We start from the raw sequence: 14,939 nt of genomic DNA on the forward strand, positions 1-14,939 counted from the left end.
GGCTTGCCGACCGGGTAACAGACAGCGTTGAGAGAAGAGTCGGGTAGAGATGGCCGGAGACGCTGTCGGTGGCCGGACTGGGACAGGGGCTACGGCATGGTTTTGGTCGATTCTCTAATAATCAGCCTAGTAGAAAACGAGAAGTTCGGACAACCCCCGTCCGGCTGTACTGGGGCGCTTGGAGGCAGTTGTAACGCTCTCGCCGAAATCGCGGACGTCCCGATGGGGTAAACGTGCCAGAGAAATCAGTGGGTTACCCGCAGTTATTACCGGGACGCCGCCTTCCAATCACCTGCTGATTTAATGTAGATGTTGTCGTAGCGAGCGGCCGGCACCGAGGCCGGCCTAAAAGGGTGTTCCAGGGGGGCGTGAGACCTAGAACTCCAGACAGATCTTGCCAAAGTGGCGGCCAGCCTCCTCATGTCGGAAGGCATCGGCAATGTCTTCCAGCGGGAATGAACGATCCAGGACCGGACGTAAACCGTTGGCATTGATCGCCCGGATCATCTCCTGTTGATGGGTGCGACTGCCGACGATCAGGCCCTGCAGGCGTGCCTGCTTGGCCATGAGTTTGGCCGTGGGTACGTCGCCGGCGCGACCGGTTAGCACGCCGATAAGTGCGATGTGACCACCGATGCGCACCGCATCGATGGATTCGGGCAGGGTGCCGGGACCACCCACCTCGATGACGTGGTCGGCGCCGCGGCCTCCGGTGAGTTCCTGTACCCGCTTGCCCCAGGACGGTTCGGACTTGTAGTTGATGGTGTGGTCGGCACCTAACGTGCGTAGCCGTTCGATTTTCTCATCGGAGGACGATGTGGCGATGACCTTGGCGCCCATCAGCTTGGCAAGCTGGAGGGCAAATACGGATACGCCGCCGGTGCCGAGGGTGAGCACGGTGTCGCCCGCCTTGAGGCCGCCGTCCACCACCAGGGCTCTCCAGGCGGTCAGCCCCGCCGTAGTGAGCGTGGCCGCTTCGGCATGGCTGTAGCCCTGCGGCGCGTGGGTGAACCAATGGGTCGGTCGCGTAACATACTCCCTGGCATAACCGTCAACGCCGTCGCCCGGCGTGGTGGTGAAGTCGTCAATACAGGCCGAACCGGCCAGCCAGTTCGGAAAGAAGGTTGAGACCACATGATCGCCCACTGCGAACTCATCCACGCCTTCACCGATGGCCTCGACGACACCGGCACCGTCTGACATGGGGATGCGGCCATCCTCGGTGGGAATGCCACCGGTAACGACGGCAAAGTCGTGAAAGTTCAGGGAGCTGGCGTGGATGCGCACGCGAATCTCGCCGGGGCCGGGGGCCTGGGCGTCAGCAGATTCACCAATTTGGAGTTTGTCCAGGCCGCCGGGGCTGGAAAGTGTAACAACCTTCATGCATCGAACCTCGTTACGTTGGGTGTGGCTAGCCTTCAGAGGCTAGCGCCATCATAAGGATCAGTCGTGTTTGCGTGGATACTTCCGTCCCATCCCCGAGACTCGGGTCGCCGGCGGAAATTTCAATGGTGGGCGGTGCGATGGATCATGCCCGCTTACATACGGGCAGCGCCACCTTTACCTCCGGGGGACGCCATGATGCAATGAGAACAGTAAGTTCCGCTTGGATATGCCAGCAACAACCGGTTTCATGGCAAGTTTCTTCCCAGGGAGTAATGGTCGATGGGTACACTGCTGATCATTCTTGGTGTTCTTTTCCTGACGTTGGTCATTCTCGTGCCGCTATGGGAAAAATATGCCGCGAAGGGCGACCAGAAGGGGCGTAGTCCGAAAGACTACAGTCACCTGGCGCGCTATATTTTTCCGCTCATTGCCCTCCTGATCGTCTTGCAGATCCTCAACTACTATTTTTTCTAGTTTTTTTCATTCTTCTCTCGCTTCGTTTCTTCCACCCGAATAGCGTCGTAGGTGGCTCTCTTGGCGTCCTCCTCGCTCACGGGGCTCTTCAAGCGTCGCTTCCGGGCTTGCATCTCTTTATGCGACATAAAATTACGTCGCCTAAAAATTATTTGGGAACTAACCAATCCGTTTAAAAGCACTAGCGTATGTTAATGCGACGGTAAATTGGCGCAGATAAGCTGGACGTCAAAAAAACGACAGTCTTCGCAATCAAGGACGAATTATGAAAACGATAAATGTTGCGGTACAGCCCCACGCTGGCGTTTTGGCTGAGAATTTCGTTGAAGATAGTTCTGATTTTCTGCGGCGCTGCGGGAGTGAGATCCATCTGGGGAAGGGTGAAAACCTGATCCTCGAAAACGACCCGATAGACCATGTATTCCTGATCGAGCAGGGCTGGGCCTGTGGCTACAAACTCCTGGTCGACGGGACCATGCAGACGCTGCATTTCTTCATGCCAGGCGATCTCTGCAATCTTTCCACCTTTATGCTGCTCAAATCACCGATGTCCGTCAGGGCACTGGGACCGGTCATCGCGCGCAAGATTCCGCTGACGGAAATGACCCACGCGGCCGATACGCTGCCCGATACGCGCCAATTCGTGCGTGAGCAGGAGGTGCTGCGTAAGCGTATGTCGCACCAATGGCTGGTCAACCTGGTGAGTCTGCAGGCGGACCAACGCCTGGCGCATTTGCTGTGTGAGATCGTCTACCGTCGTCACGGTGCCGCAGCTGCAACGCGTAGCAGCTTCAATGTGCCTTTGACGCAGATTGAACTCGCTGAGGCCTTGGGGATCAGCATAGTCCACATGAACCGTGTGGTGCGTCAACTGCGCAAGGAAGGAATGCTTGATCTCAGACAGGGCTCCCTGACAGTTGCCGATTGGCAGAATCTGGTGAAGTTCGCCTGTTTCGATGCGGGGTACCTGAAAATAGCGACACACTGATTGAACGCTGCTGAACAACTGAAAATCAAAAAATTACAGGGACGTACGGACGGCATGGAAGCCGTTCCTTCCAGTATGGTTGCCACCCTTCCCTACGCTGCGGCTATAATACCGCCTCCTAATATGCGGCCTATGTGAACTGCGTGTTTCCGAACCGTAAGTTGCTTCTCATAGCTCGTCGCGATCAGCTCTTCTCTAAACTTATGTTGGATCTTTAGTTTCCAGCTTTTTCTAGACTACCTGATCAAGTCGTCAACTTCGCACATGAGTTGGCATTTTGCGTGCGCTTACGGTCACCCGTTCCCACGACTTGCGTGCTCGTTTATGTCGATTTGGTGCACGATCAAGCTCGGCAAGGAGAGTCGGTGCAGATAGTCGAAGCAGTCAACGCGCGATCAGCCGAAGCTACCGGGTCTCGATCCAATCCGCTGCTGGCCGAACTTCGCCAAGCAACCGAGATTTCCCATCAGGCGATTGAGCGCAATCCCCGGCTAAAGCAGCTTTTCACCAGTGACCTATCGGTTACGGCGTATCGACAACTTCTCGCCGACCTCCTCGGCTTCTATGAGCCTGTGGAAGCCCAACTGGATTGTGCCGCGTTGCTACTGAGCGATGCGGATCGGAAGGCCATAGCGTTGACTACCGAAGGTCGCTGGAAAACGCCCTGGTTACGGCACGATCTACGCAATCTTGGTTTGAGCGATGAGGCGATAGCCGGGCTGCCGCGGGCTCCCCGAAGTGAATGCCCAGGTATCGAGGGGCTGCCGTCAGTCATCGGGTGCCTTTACGTACTGGAAGGGGCGACCCTGGGCGGCAAGCTCATTTCCCGACAGATCGAGAGCTGCCTGGATATCACGGCTGCCAATGGCGGTCGGTTCTATCACGGATACGGCCCGGATAATGGGCCTATGTGGGGACGGTTCCGGCAACAGCTGGCGAACCTGGACATGGACGCTTCCCAGACAGCAAAGATAACGACAGCGGCGGTTGAGACATTCAGCGCTCTGGACCGCTGGCTCATGAGAGAGGAGTGAGCATGGAGATGTCCGTTTCACAGCCAGTCGACCTGACGAATTGTGATCGCGAGCCCATTCATATTCCGGCTGCAATCCAACCGTTCGGCGCTCTCGTGGTGGTGCGCATCGAGGATTTCAGGGTTGTCCAGGCCAGCGCCAATGTTGAGGAGCTGTTGGGGCGTCCGGTCGACGCCGTGCTGGAAAGTCATCTGCTGGAGCTGATCGGCTCAGATAACTTCGACAAGCTCCAGCAGGAACTCCATTCGAATGAGCTCCACTCGTTGAGGCCCACCACGGTAAGGTTGAACAGCCATGGCGGAGACTGCAACGTATTCTATGTTCGGCAGGATCCCCTGCTGATTGCGGAATTCGAAGTGCGCGAGGAGGATGGCCTGTCTGAGCGGGGCTTTTGGGACGAAGGTGAAATGCCATTTGGTGCCATCAACGACTGCGGCGATACCGATACCCTCTGCCGGCTGCTGGTGCGTGAAGTCCGCCGCCTGACCGGCTTTGACCGGGTGATGGCGTATCGTTTCGACACCGACTGGCACGGCGAGGTGATCGCCGAAGCCCGGAACGAGCGCTACCACGAAACCTACCTTCATCACCATTTTCCAGCTACCGACATTCCTGCACAGGCCAGGAAGCTGTTCGCCATCAATCGGTTACGGATTATCCCGGATGCCTCCTACACGCCGGTGCCGGTGATGCCGGCTTCCAATCCGGTGACCGGAAAACCGTTGGACATGACGCACTCCATGCTGCGGAATTCGTCCCCCATCCACCTCGAGTATCTGGAAAATATGGGCGTGGGCGCCTCGCTGACAATCTCGCTGATGGAGAACGAGCGCCTGTGGGGGATGGTCACCTGTCATCATGTGTCGGCTCGCCACGTCCCACATTCTATTCGGTTGCGGTGCAAGGTTCTTGGCGAGTTGGCCTCGCATACGATCGCCGCATTGGAGCATCGCAGCTTCGTGCACGATGAGAATCTTCGCAAACTGGACGAAGCCCGTGTAAGGGAGCATTTATTGGAGGCGAACAGTGTCGAGCAGGGGGTTGCAAGAGCCCAGTCGGATCTTCTCGCATTCCTGCAGGCGAGTACCGTCGTCGTTCGTCTGCGCGGGGAAGCGACGCTGGTAGGACAGCCGTTGCCTGATGCGGAGCTCCATGAGCTTTTCAAACGAATGGAGCTAGAGGCAGGACCGGGTTTGGTCTCCCAGACGCGTGAGTTAGGCGCATTGGATGTCCGGTTCGAGCACCTGGCTGACCAGGCAAGTGGCGTTATGCTGGTGCGATTGAGCGACTACGGTGATGCCTTGCTGGTCCTGCGGCGGGAAAAGGTCGAGTCACGGATCTGGGCGGGCAATCCCAATAAACCGCAGATGAAAGACCCCGACGCGCGCATCCACCCACGTAAATCGTTCGAAAACTGGCTCGAAACCGTGCGCGGGCAATCTGCGCGGTGGACCCGGCTGGATGTGAACATGGCGCTGGACTTGAGGCGCTTGATTCTCGAGCGTGAAGAACAGATCAAGCGAGCCCATGCCGAAGAGGCCCTGCGTGAGAGTGAGCTACGGTATCGTGCCACCTTCGAACAGGCCGCCGTCGGGGTCGCCCACGTTGCGATGGACGGCAAGTGGATAATGGTCAACCAGAAAATCTGCGACACCCTGGGCTACAGTCGGGACGAGCTCTATACGCGAACGTTCCAGCAGATTACCCATCCTGATGACCTCGCCGCCGACCTTGAGCAACTGGAGCGGCTCGAGAAAGGCGAAATCGAAACCTACAGCATGGAGAAGCGTTACATCCGTAAGGATGGCAACGCCATCTGGGCCAATCTGACGGTTTCCCTCATTCGTGATAGGAACCAGCGGGCGCGCTACCTCATTGCCATTGTCGAAGATATTGCGACGCGCAAGACCGCGGAGGAGCGAAACCGTTATCTTGCGAACCACGACACGCTCACCGGTCTGCCGAACCGGGCCTATTTCAGCGATCGAATCCATGAGGCCATCGCCCACGCCAAGCGCGATCAGGGCCAATTCGCATTGATGTTGCTCGATCTCGATCGTTTCAAACAGGTCAACGACACCCTGGGCCACGATATCGGCGATCTCCTCCTTAAAGAGGTCGCGGCGCGCCTGCAGTCCAGTATCCGTGAAACGGACGTGGTGGCGCGCCTGGGCGGTGACGAGTTTGCCATTATCCAGAGCCACCTGGCTTCCAATCTCTCGCCCGGGCGACTGGCGGAGAAAATCGTCACCGAACTCGCCCGGCCATACCTGCTGGATGGTACGGAAATCCACAGCGGCACCAGCATCGGTATCACCATCTATCCTGATGATGCGGAGGACCCGGTCCGGTTGTTCAAGAATGCGGACCTCGCTCTTTACCGTGCCAAAGACAGTGGCCGTCGGACCTATGGCTTCTTCACCGAGGATCTCTACAGTGAAGTCCGCGACCGCAAGACGTTGGAAGAGGGGTTGCGTAAGGCGCTGCAGACGCGCGCGTTGAAACTGGGCTACCAACCGGTTTTTGACCTGAAGACCAACCGCACCATCGGTGCCGAAGCGCTGCTACGCTGGGAGAACCCGGAAATGCAGCTGGTGCCGGCGTCCAGGTTTATGGAGCTGGCGGAAGAAACGGGTCTCATCCTCCCGCTTGGCGAATGGGCCATGGAAGCGGGGTTCAGGCAGGCTGGGGATTGGCGGGCCAAGGGGCTGAAGGATTTCGTCCTCGGCGTCAATCTGTCGTTCAAGCAGCTCCGGCAGCCGGGGTTTGTGGAGCACGCCAAAAAGCTTTTGGAACGCTTTGACGTCGACCCGGCGTCAGTCGAAATCGACGTGACCGAAGGCGACATGATCCAGCACCAGGATGAAGTCCTGTCGGTGCTCCATGACTTGAGGGAGCTGGGGTTGCGTATCTGTGCCGACGACTTCGGGGCGGGGCTCTCCAGCCTGGGGCAGTTGGCGCGGTTGCCGGTGAATGCGATCAAGATCGATAAGAGTATCATCCAGCGTCTCCCGAATAGCCGGCACGATTCGGCGATTGCGACGGCCATCATCAATCTTGCCACTGAGCTGGATTTGCAAGTCGTGGCCGAAGGGGTGGAAACCCTGGAGCAGATGGCCTTCCTCGAATCGCGAGGCTGTCATGGCGGGCAGGGCTTTGTCTTCAGCGAGGCGATTTCTGCGGATGATATGGAGCGCTTGTTGATTGAGCAGTTGAACGAGGCGTAGGGCCTCGACAGGTTGGGGTAGGACCAAGAAAGGCTGCCATTGGCAGCCTTTCTTGCGAATTTAAGGCCTGACAGTTACATCTGGTCGGTGTCTTCCTCAACCTCATCGCCCAGGTTCTCGACCGCTTCCTTGGTGTTCTGCCAGGCACGCGAAGTAGCTTCCTTGGTATTTTCCCAAGCGCTTGCGGCTCCTTCCTGGGTATTTTGCCAGGCCTGATTCAATGATTGCTGGGTCTGGTTCCACCAGCTTTCGCTGTACTCGTCGAAGTTCTTGATCTGGTCGCGGGGTGCATCGATATGCACTTCATAGACAATGTCTTCCCATCCTTGATTGCCTTCGCGGGTATTCACCGTAAAGTCGCCGCGTTCGACGACGAATTCACGATCCCCCATGTCCAGCAAGCCACCGGCTTCAACGACCAGCGAGTGTACTTCCATGCCGTTGCCCATCAGGATGTCTTCGACCTCGCCGATTTCCTCGCCGGATTGGTCATAGACGTTTGCATCCATCAGGTCGTCCGCGGAGTAGAGCCCTTCTGCTGCGGTAGCTGACATGCTCAGGGCGATACCGCTCGCCAACAGTGACATTTTGAAGGTCTTAGAAAGTTGCGCTTGCATACTTATCTCCTTCCTTTCCCTGTCTTTTGTGTTCTCGAGTGACTTTGTTGCTTCCTTTTGGAGGGCGCATTTGCCAACTCCTGAGTTCAAGCTAACAGAAGAGCTGACGGCGGCGTGATTTCGATTCCGTAATCGATAACGTCAGGTTTCATGCCGTTTTATGACACATATGATGTTGACAGCGACACGTATTGGTGAAGGTTGATTTTGCAGAATTTTGCGACGTGGTTCGCATTTTTTCGGCTAACCTGTACTTCCTCCCTGTCCACACTGGATGTGTTACCTCCTTATCTGCCGAGCACGCTCGTTCACGGAGAATCTATGCAAGCCCTAAAGGATCTGGCGATTGGGACGAAAATTCTCGCCCTGGCTGCGGTGCTGTTAGTGTTATTGGGTGCCGTGGCTGCATTCGCCATCGTCAAGGTTGCCAAGGTCGGCAACGAATTCCATGCCATTGCCACTGAAGATATGCCGCTGGTTGAGCTGGTGTCGGACGTCACCGTCAAACAGCTGGAAAAAGCGATCCTGCTGGAGAAGCTGTTCAGGGTCGGTGGCGTCGATACGAGGGAAGGCGTCAGTATCCAGGCTATCAGGCGTGACATCGTTGCTCTGGGCAGAACCGTCGACATTGAGATCCGTGATGCCGAGGTCTTGATCGAAAAGGCGAAGGCCCATGCGCCCAATGCAGCGATTGCCGCGGAAATCGATGCCCTTGCTGCGGACCTGAAGAATGCCGAGCTGGAGCACACGGCATTCGAAGAAGAATTCACCACGCTCTTCGCCGCGCTCGATGCCGGTGATATGGCCGAAGCCAATCGCCTGGCCCGGGACATCGAAGTGTCCCGCATGCAATTGGGCCAGCACCTGGAAGCTATCCTCAAGGGCATCGAACAGATGACCAGTCATACGCTGGCCGTGGTGGAGCAGGACGAGCAGGCCCTACTGCACGGACTGATCGTGATCAGCGCCATTTCCATCGTTGTAGGCATCGTTATCGGTCTGTTGATCGCCCGCAGCATTACCCGGCCGTTGAAACGGGCGGTAGATGCGGCCAACGCGCTGGCGGAAGGCGATCTGACGGTCGACATCAGGGTCGATAGCAAGGATGAAACGGGCGTGATGCTGGATGCCATGCGGCGTATGGCGCAAAGCCTGCGTAGCGTGATTGGCGAGATCGACAGCTCGATCCTGCAACTGTCCGCGTCCGCTGAAGAGTTGTCGGCGATCACCACCCAGACCCGGGCCAGCGTGGACAGCCAGCAAGAGGCTATCGCGCAGACCGCGACTGCCACGCACGAAATGACCACGACGATCCACGATGTCGCCCGCAACGCCAGCCAGGCTGCGGAATCCACCCAGAGTGCAGAGCGCGCTGCGCGGTCAGGTCAGCGGGAGGTCGAGGGCACCCGCAGCGCCATGGACGCCCTGGCGACCAAGATGCGGGATGCGTTTGAGACCATCGGTCAGCTTGAGCGTGAAACCGACAACGTCGGTAACATCCTTGGCGTCATCCAGGGAATCGCGGAGCAAACGAATCTGTTGGCCCTCAACGCGGCCATCGAGGCTGCCCGTGCCGGGGAACAGGGCCGTGGCTTTGCCGTGGTGGCGGACGAAGTGCGCACGCTCGCCTCGCGCACGCAGACATCGACTCGCGAGATTCATACCATGATCGAGCGCCTGCAAGGGGAAGCCCGGGCGTCGGTATCGATTATCCAGGGCGGGCAGTCGGACGCGGCTGGCACCGTGCAGAAGGCGGTGGCGGCGGAAAGCCTGCTGGAAGAGATCGCCGGGGCCGTGACCCGCATCAGCGACATGAACATGCAGATCGCCAGTGCTGCGGAACAGCAGCACATTGTGGCGGAGGACATCAGCCGCAGCATCGAGCGTATCAACCAGTCCGCAGACGAAACCGCCGGCGGCGCCCAGCAGACCGAGATTGCCAGTGCGGAATTGGCTAACCTGGCGGGCAAGCTGCAGGAGATGATGGGCCGTTTCAAGACGGCGTGAAGCGGTGTGAGTCCTTTGGCTTACGAATCGAACACCAGCAGAAACACGATCGTTGCTGCCAGAACTGCGGAGAGGCCCTGCCAGAAGGCTACCGGGTTGCGCTCAAGCAAAGGTGGCCGGGTCTTACTCAGGAACGCCTTATTCGGGTGGCGTAAGTCGTAGGTGAACTCGGAGAGTTCCTGGTAGCGTTTCTCGGGATTGGGATGGACCGCCTTGCGCAGGGTTTCGTCGATCCAGGCGGGAATCTCCCGCTCGTCATCCAGCACCGAGCGGTACGTCAATCGCCGCTGGGCTGCCGCTGTCTTGGCCTTGGCCACCTGGGTGTCGTAGGGAAAGCGATCCGACAGCATGTGGTACGTGAGCACCGCCAGCGAATACAGGTCCGACCGTGTCGTCCCCACTTCTCCCATAAAATACTCCGGAGCCATGTAGAGCGCGGTACCGGGTAGGTGTTGACGGTCCACGGTAGAGGCTTCGACGATGCCGGCCACCCGGGCGGCGCCCAGGTCGATCAGTTTAACGGTGCCGTTGCTGTCGATTATCACGTTATCGGGTTTGAGGTCCTGGTGGAGAATCTCCATCCTGTGAAGGGCGTAGAGGCCCTTGGCAATCTGCTCGACGATGTCACGTACGGTTTCAAGATCGGGCTGCGGATTGTCGATCAGCCACTGCTTCAGGGTCTGGCCCTCGATATACTCGGTGACCGTGTAGAGATAGTTGCGCTTGCGGTCCTGCAGGCCTGCCTTCATCACGTGAACGCTGTTGATGCGGCGGGCGATCCACTCCTCCATGAGGAAGCGCTCCAGGTAATCCGGGTCGTCACGCATGTCGATCGAGGGTAGTTTCAGGATGACCTGGGTATCGGTTTCCTCGTCCAGTGCCAGGTAGACATGGCTGCGGCTGGTGGCATGCACTTCACGCAGGATGGTGTAACCATCGAACTTTGCGCAGTCTTCGAGGATTGGCGGAAACGGAAGGTCTTCCAACTGATGGTGCAGGTCCGGCGCGGCGTCGTGCGGAACGTCGTCGATCCGTACGATCTGGACACTGAGATTGTCCTCGCTGCCGTTGTCCAGGGCCAGGTCGACGATCTGCCGGGCGGCAACGTCCAGATCGACAGAGTCTCCACGGAGCGTATTTATGATCTCCCTGGCATCGACGTGTTCGTATACGCCGTCGGTCGCCAGGATGTAGATGTCGCCTGGCCTGAGGGCGAGAGCCTGGTAGTCCAGTTCCAGCAGGGAGTCGGCCCCCAATGCACGACTCAGGTAGCTTTCCTCCCGTGATAGCCATAATCGATGGTCGTGCGTCAGCTGTTCCAGGCCCCCGTCCTGCAGGCGGTAGATACGTGTATCGCCGGCGTGGAACAGGTAGGCCGTCGCGGCCTTGAGCACCAAGGCGCTGAGGGTGCAGACGTAACCTCTATCCTTGTCATAGCGGTAGGGGCCGTTGCGGGTCTGTGAGTGGAGCCAGGCATTGGTTGCTGTCAGCACCCGTTCGGCGGCATGCCGGACCGACCAGGCGTCGGAGGTGCAGAAATAGTCGTCCAGGAAACTGGTGACGGCGGTCTCGCTGGCAATATGACTGACATCGCTTGTGCTGATGCCGTCGGCCATGGCCAGGGCGATCCCCTTGAGACTGAGCTGGGGCTCGCCGGGAATCTGGTATCCGATGAAATCCTGGTTCGACGGCTTGTGGCCCTTGTCGGTGCACTGTCCGACTGTCGCCTTGAGCCGCCGACCGGAAGGGGCATGTACTGCAGCCCCGCCCTGTGCGGCGGCCGGGGCTTCATGCATCGAACTCAAGCGGCTGCGCGCTCGCTGCTGGCTCGCGGGGCAATCTTGCGTTTGGCGGCGGTGCGTACGTGGGTGGTGTACAACGTTAGCCCGGTAAAGGCGAGGCCGCCCACCAGGTTACCCAGCACAGTGGGGATCTCGTTCCAGATGAAGTAGTCCATGATCGAGAAGTTACCGCCCATGATGATGCCTGACGGGAACAGGAACATGTTCACCACCGAATGCTCGAAGCCCATGAAGAAGAACAGCATGATCGGCATCCACATGGCGAGTACCTTGCCGCTGACGCTGGTAGAGACCATTGCACCGACCACGCCCATGGAGACCATCCAGTTGCACAGCATGCCGCGGATAAAGATGGTGATCCAGCCGGCCAGACCGTATTCGGCATAGCCCAGGGTCCGCGCTTCACCGACGCCGGCGATCTTGGCGCCGACTGGGCCTGGATCGGTATTGAAGCCATAGGTGAAGATGAAGGCCATCATGAAGGCGACGGTCAGGGCACCGGCGAAGTTGCCCAGGAAGACCCAGCCCCAGTTACGCAGGATCTGGTTGATATTGACGCCGGGCCGTTTGTCCAACAGGGCCAGTGGCGTGAGCATGAAGACACCCGTCAGCAGGTCGAACCCCATCAGGTAGAGCATGCAAAAGCCGATAGGAAAGAGCACCGCGCCGATGAGAAAGACACCGGTTTCCACCGCGACGGTCACGGCAAAGGCGGCTGCGAGGGCGAGGATGGCGCCGGCCATGTAGGCGCGGATCAGGGTGTCGCGGGTCGACATGTAGATCTTGGATTCACCGGCATCCACCATCTTGGTGACGAATTCCGACGGAGCTAAATAGGACATTGGATTACCTCGTTCAATGAGCGCGGGTTTTCGGTCTATCTGAGTGAGTCGCCTTGGCGGCGGTTATTCTTGGATCCGTTATGCGCGGGCATAAAAAAACGGCACCATCGCCAAATCGGAGAGGATGCCCCTCATTTGGTTATGGACGCCGTTGTCCGGATACCTGTGTGATTGTTGGGGACTGGCGGCCCCCGGGAAATACGAAGATCGGCTATACCTACGCAACACCCGTGCCCAAATCTCGAAAAAGGTCAAATTCCTCCCATATTCAGATGCTTGAAGTCGTTCAGGCAGGTCGTATGTGTCCAGGAACGTACGGCCAGGATTCAGCGATGCACCACCTTGGTGCGAAGGCATCCGATTCGGGCGTGGCTTGCGCCCGAACTGAGCGATTCAGGGTATATCCGGGTAGATCGTCAATTCTGCAGATCGACACCCATACCGGTCGTGAGGGCAAGGGGTGGAATCAGGCTTGGGCGGAGCGCCCCTGATGTTGCTGCCACCATAGCTCGGCATAGCGTCCACCGGCGTCCAGCAGTTGCTGGTGGTTACCGGACTCGACGATTTCACCGTTGGCCATCACCAGAATGCTGTCTGCATCGCGGATGGTGGAAAGGCGGTGGGCGATGACCAGCGTGGTCCGGCTACGACTGACTTCGTCCAGCGCACCGAGGATGGCCCGTTCCGAGAGCGAATCCAGGGAGGACGTGGCTTCGTCCAGTATCAGCAGAGGCGGGTTCTTGAGGATAACCCGGGCGATCGCAACACGCTGTTTCTCGCCGCCAGAGAGTTTCAGGCCGCGCTCGCCCACCTTGGTATGGTAACCGTCAGGTAGTGCGTCGATGAAGTGTTCCAGGTGCGCTAGTCGGGCCGCGCGATAGACCTCCTCCTCGTTGGCGTCGGGGCGGCCGTAGGCCAGGTTGCGGTAGAGCGTATCGTTGAAAAGCACCGTGTCCTGGGGGACCACCCCAATGGCTTGGCGCAGGCTGGCCTGGGTGACGGAGCGGATGTCCTGACCATCGATGGTGATTGCGCCCTCGTCCACGTCGAAGAAGCGGAACAGTAGCCTGGCCAGGGTCGACTTTCCGGCACCGCTCGCCCCTACGACCGCCACCTTGCGGCCGGCGGGCACGGTAAAGTCGACATCCCTGAGGATGGGGCGGTTGGGTTGATAGGCAAAGCGCACATTCTGGAAGCGTACTTCGGCGCCCTTCGTAACGAGTTGGCGGGCGTCAGGGGCGTCCAGCACCCGGGGTGTGGAGTGCAGCAGAGCGAACAGGCGCTCGACGTTGACCAGGGCCTGACGGATCTCGCGATAGACAAAGCCCAGGGCGTTAAGCGGAATGAAAAGCTGGATCAGGTACGCATTGATCATGGTGAAATCCCCCAGGGTGATCTCACCGCTCGCCACCTGGCTGACGGCCATGCCCATGATGACGATCATGGCAATGCCAATGATCAATGCCTGGCCGATGTTCAAGGTTGCCAGCGAGAGCCGCGTTTTCAGGCGTGCCTGTTCCCAGGCCTCCAGGTCCCGATCGTAAACCTCGGCCTCGTGGCGTTCGTTGTTGAAGTACTTGACAGTCTCGTAATTGAGCAGGCTGTCCAGGGCGCGGGCATTGGATTGGTTGTCCCGGGCGTTGGTCTCGCGCACGAAGCCGGTGCGCCACTCGGTGACCTTGATGGAGAACAGCACGTAGATGACCACCGCGATGACGACGGCCATGACGTAACCGGGATCGAATGCGGCCAGCAGGATCGCCGACACCATGACGATCTCCAGTATCGTTGGCAGGATATTGAATAGGGTGAACCGGATCAGGAAACTGATGCCGTTGGTGCCGCGCTCCATGTCGCGGGCGAGGCCGCCGGTCTTGCGATCCAGGTGAAACGCCAGTTCCCGCTCGTGCAGGTGGCGGAAGACCTGCAGCGAGACCCGTCGCATGGCACGTTCGGCCACCCGGGCGAAGATCGCATCCCGTAGTTCATTGAACAGGGTGCTGCCAAACCGCAGCAGACCATACGCGATAACCAGGGCCAGGGGGATCCACAGGAGGACATTACCATCCCGTTGCTGATCGAGGTAATCGACGATGTATTTCAGCGCGATGGGGGTGGCTACGGTGGCCAGCTTGGCGAGGACCAGGCAGCCGGAGGCGACAATGACCCGGCCACGGAATTCGGCGAGGTAGGGCCAGAGGCCAAGGATCACCCGCCAGTCGGGTTTGCTGTTGGTCTTGTCATCATCGTCGGCGTAGGCGGACAAGGGTATTCCTTAACTTCAGCCGTATCCCGACAAGAGTTCCGGGATCAGCGGAAATGGCAGTGCGCATTTAGGTAGGTGGCATGAGCCTATACGTCACGCATAAAAAAACCGGATCGATCGATCCGGTTCTTTATGGAATTTGGAAATCCCTAAGCTCGCTATGTCCTTTTCCCTGCTCGACCCCGATCCATCGGGGTTGCCGTCTATGGCGTCGTCCCGTCCTTATCGTCCGTGAACTTTTACAAAAGATAACAAAGGCTCTGGCGTCTGTCACCCCCTAGAGCAAAATTTTTTCT

Annotated in this window: 10 protein-coding genes; 5 read left to right on the top strand and 5 right to left on the bottom strand. The window is 58.5% G+C overall.

From position 1 onward, the window contains the following. Nucleotides 1-375: 375 nt before the first annotated feature. On the bottom strand, nucleotides 376-1,383 hold the full coding sequence (locus RE428_RS05770) for a zinc-dependent alcohol dehydrogenase family protein (RefSeq protein ID WP_004581029.1): 1,008 nt from the start codon (nucleotides 1,381-1,383) through the stop codon (nucleotides 376-378). A gap of 282 nt (nucleotides 1,384-1,665) precedes the next feature. Here RE428_RS05770 and RE428_RS05775 point away from each other — a divergent pair, with 282 nt between their 5' ends. The 4 genes from RE428_RS05775 to RE428_RS05790 all read left to right on the top strand — a co-directional run bounded on the left by RE428_RS05775 (nucleotide 1,666) and on the right by RE428_RS05790 (nucleotide 7,109). Next, nucleotides 1,666-1,860, top strand: a complete 195-nt coding sequence (locus RE428_RS05775) for a hypothetical protein (RefSeq protein ID WP_004581030.1) — start codon at nucleotides 1,666-1,668, stop codon at nucleotides 1,858-1,860. A 265-nt stretch (nucleotides 1,861-2,125) separates the two neighbouring features. Beyond that, nucleotides 2,126-2,848, top strand: coding sequence for a Crp/Fnr family transcriptional regulator (locus tag RE428_RS05780; RefSeq protein ID WP_004581031.1), 723 nt, complete (start codon nucleotides 2,126-2,128; stop codon nucleotides 2,846-2,848). Nucleotides 2,849-3,213: 365 nt separating this feature from the next. Continuing rightward, complete coding sequence (locus RE428_RS05785) at nucleotides 3,214-3,882, top strand: biliverdin-producing heme oxygenase (protein WP_004581032.1); 669 nt, start codon at nucleotides 3,214-3,216, stop codon at nucleotides 3,880-3,882. A 2-nt stretch (nucleotides 3,883-3,884) separates the two neighbouring features. After that, nucleotides 3,885-7,109 (top strand): bifunctional diguanylate cyclase/phosphodiesterase, encoded by a 3,225-nt coding sequence (locus RE428_RS05790; RefSeq protein ID WP_004581033.1) that lies wholly within the window; start codon nucleotides 3,885-3,887, stop codon nucleotides 7,107-7,109. Between the two features lie 74 nt (nucleotides 7,110-7,183). Here the strand turns inward: RE428_RS05790 and RE428_RS05795 are convergent, their stop codons facing one another. Then, nucleotides 7,184-7,726: a PRC-barrel domain-containing protein gene (locus RE428_RS05795; protein ID WP_004581034.1), complete on the bottom strand. Its 543-nt coding sequence runs from the start codon at nucleotides 7,724-7,726 to the stop codon at nucleotides 7,184-7,186. A gap of 321 nt (nucleotides 7,727-8,047) precedes the next feature. Here RE428_RS05795 and RE428_RS05800 point away from each other — a divergent pair, with 321 nt between their 5' ends. Further along, nucleotides 8,048-9,733, top strand: a complete 1,686-nt coding sequence (locus RE428_RS05800; protein WP_004581035.1) for a methyl-accepting chemotaxis protein — start codon at nucleotides 8,048-8,050, stop codon at nucleotides 9,731-9,733. A 20-nt stretch (nucleotides 9,734-9,753) separates the two neighbouring features. On the opposite strand, the gene RE428_RS05805 is transcribed toward RE428_RS05800, so the two are convergent. The 3 genes from RE428_RS05805 to RE428_RS05815 all read right to left on the bottom strand — a co-directional run bounded on the left by RE428_RS05805 (nucleotide 9,754) and on the right by RE428_RS05815 (nucleotide 14,643). Next, nucleotides 9,754-11,529: a bifunctional protein-serine/threonine kinase/phosphatase gene (locus tag RE428_RS05805; RefSeq protein ID WP_004581036.1), complete on the bottom strand. Its 1,776-nt coding sequence runs from the start codon at nucleotides 11,527-11,529 to the stop codon at nucleotides 9,754-9,756. Between the two features lie 5 nt (nucleotides 11,530-11,534). Continuing rightward, complete coding sequence (locus tag RE428_RS05810) at nucleotides 11,535-12,377, bottom strand: formate/nitrite transporter family protein (RefSeq protein ID WP_004581037.1); 843 nt, start codon at nucleotides 12,375-12,377, stop codon at nucleotides 11,535-11,537. A gap of 466 nt (nucleotides 12,378-12,843) precedes the next feature. Then, nucleotides 12,844-14,643: an ABCB family ABC transporter ATP-binding protein/permease gene (locus tag RE428_RS05815; protein WP_004581038.1), complete on the bottom strand. Its 1,800-nt coding sequence runs from the start codon at nucleotides 14,641-14,643 to the stop codon at nucleotides 12,844-12,846. Nucleotides 14,644-14,939: the final 296 nt, after the last annotated feature.

This window comes from Marinobacter nanhaiticus D15-8W (assembly GCF_036511935.1).
Taxonomy (GTDB): domain Bacteria; phylum Pseudomonadota; class Gammaproteobacteria; order Pseudomonadales; family Oleiphilaceae; genus Marinobacter_A; species Marinobacter_A nanhaiticus.

Bases quoted from the DNA above. Each gene is read 5' to 3' on its own strand.
- RE428_RS05770 (WP_004581029.1), bottom strand. From the start codon at position 1,383: ATGAAGGTTGTTACACTTTCCAGCCCCGGCGGCCTGGACAAACTCCAA.
- RE428_RS05775 (WP_004581030.1), top strand. From the start codon at position 1,666: ATGGGTACACTGCTGATCATTCTTGGTGTTCTTTTCCTGACGTTGGTC.
- RE428_RS05780 (WP_004581031.1), top strand. From the start codon at position 2,126: ATGAAAACGATAAATGTTGCGGTACAGCCCCACGCTGGCGTTTTGGCT.
- RE428_RS05790 (WP_004581033.1), top strand. From the start codon at position 3,885: ATGGAGATGTCCGTTTCACAGCCAGTCGACCTGACGAATTGTGATCGC.
- RE428_RS05795 (WP_004581034.1), bottom strand. From the start codon at position 7,726: ATGCAAGCGCAACTTTCTAAGACCTTCAAAATGTCACTGTTGGCGAGC.
- RE428_RS05800 (WP_004581035.1), top strand. From the start codon at position 8,048: ATGCAAGCCCTAAAGGATCTGGCGATTGGGACGAAAATTCTCGCCCTG.
- RE428_RS05805 (WP_004581036.1), bottom strand. From the start codon at position 11,529: ATGCATGAAGCCCCGGCCGCCGCACAGGGCGGGGCTGCAGTACATGCC.
- RE428_RS05810 (WP_004581037.1), bottom strand. From the start codon at position 12,377: ATGTCCTATTTAGCTCCGTCGGAATTCGTCACCAAGATGGTGGATGCC.